Below are 1,602 nucleotides of genomic sequence, written 5' to 3' on the forward strand. Positions count from 1 at the left end.
TAACACATATGAACCTTATCCGGTCAAGTAAGCATAACGATTCTTTTTAGCTGCTTTTAAGCAGCTAATTTGTATTGGCAACGCTTAAACCTGTTCAACTTCGTTATGTCGGTTAGCCGTTAAATCGTTTACGGCAAACACATATTGAGGGTCTCTTATTGCGATCTCATCGCTGCCTAAATCAGTCGATACAACTTATCGTTTAGGGCCACTAGACATTCATCGGTTAACCTTAATCTTGCACTACTCAAGGGGATGGCTCATTCGTCCAGTTAGTTAAAGGCTCAGCTAAGGTGTAAACGATTCAATTCATTGCTTAAATAAATGCGCACCAATGAGGTGTCTAATCAAGGCCAAATAGCTTATTACTTCGACAACACTTACCTGTAAAATTCAGCTATTACTGACAAAAACACAAATAATGCATGGTTGTTCGTGCTTATCTAGTTAGATGTAGAGCTCACCCCATTGAGCGACTTAGCTTTTTAAAAAACGTTCATCGTCGAATACCGTTTTGTTCTTAAGCATAAAATAAACACAACGACCGAGCTTATGGGCGAGCACTGAAAGTGCTTTGGCTTTGCTCATGCGTTTTTGTAATTTGTTTAAGTAGCACCGAGCTTTATCATTTCCACGTAAATAAAGTACAGCGGCTTCACTGAACGCCCATTTCAAGTGTCCATTTCCAATTTTATTGCCGCTGGTGCCATAGGTTTTGCCAGCAGATTCTGCTTTGCACTTAACTAGTCGACAATAAGATGCAAATTTTTGTACAGACTCGAAGCGGTTAATATCACCAATTTCATACAAAATAGTCATGGCTAGAATAAGACCAATACCTGGTATGGTACGCAGTTGTGCGTAATAGTTTGGTTGATGCTTTTTAGCTTTACTCTCTAAATAATATTCAAGTTTTTTAAGCTCTTCTGCGTAGGCATCGAGGATGGCTAGATCAAAGTTAACATTGCGTTGGACGGCTTGGTCGTCAAAACGCGTTTGGAATTCTTGTCGAACACATTTGTTTTTCATGTGTAATTCGAGTGGCGGGTAGTTGTACTGGCTATTTGTGTTAACTATATGCGCTTTCAGTTGTGCGCCATGCTGAACCAGTCGCGTTCGTCTGCGAAGTAAATCGCGTGTTGAACGCATATTAGCAGGATAATTGTAAGCCAGCGGGAAGTTGCCACCACGCAATAGACTAGCGATTTTATAAGAGTCAATCTTATCGTTTTTGGCTTTACCACCGTGAATAGCTTTCATGTAAAGCGCATGACCAAGCACAAAATCAATATCATGTTCAGCACATAAATCACTCACCCAATACCAACAATGCATGCATTCAACACCGATAACGATATCTTCGAGATAGGGCGAAATCAGTCTAAGTAATTCATGTTTATCAGCTTTTATTTTCTGATGAACAACTTTATTACCACGCTCATCAATAATGCAAATGTATAAAATGCGTGCATGAAGGTCAATTCCACAATAATATTTATGAAAAGTAGTATAGAATTTCATTGAGCTTTCTCCTTTGGGTTTCGTCGCCTAGAAGTTTAGCTGTTCGCTAAACTTCGGGGAGAAGGTTCAATAAGTATCAAG

Annotated in this window: 1 protein-coding gene; it reads right to left on the reverse strand. The window is 39.4% G+C overall.

Going from position 1 to position 1,602, the window contains the following annotated elements; all coding sequences use genetic code 11:
- Positions 1–477: 477 nt before the first annotated feature.
- Entirely contained in the window at positions 478–1,521 is a 1,044-nt protein-coding gene (locus EXT48_RS05855; protein ID WP_130163852.1) for an IS110 family transposase, read from the reverse strand.
- Positions 1,522–1,602: the final 81 nt, after the last annotated feature.

It is taken from the genome of Pseudoalteromonas sp. CO348 (assembly GCF_004208845.1).
GTDB lineage: Bacteria > Pseudomonadota > Gammaproteobacteria > Enterobacterales > Alteromonadaceae > Pseudoalteromonas > Pseudoalteromonas maricaloris.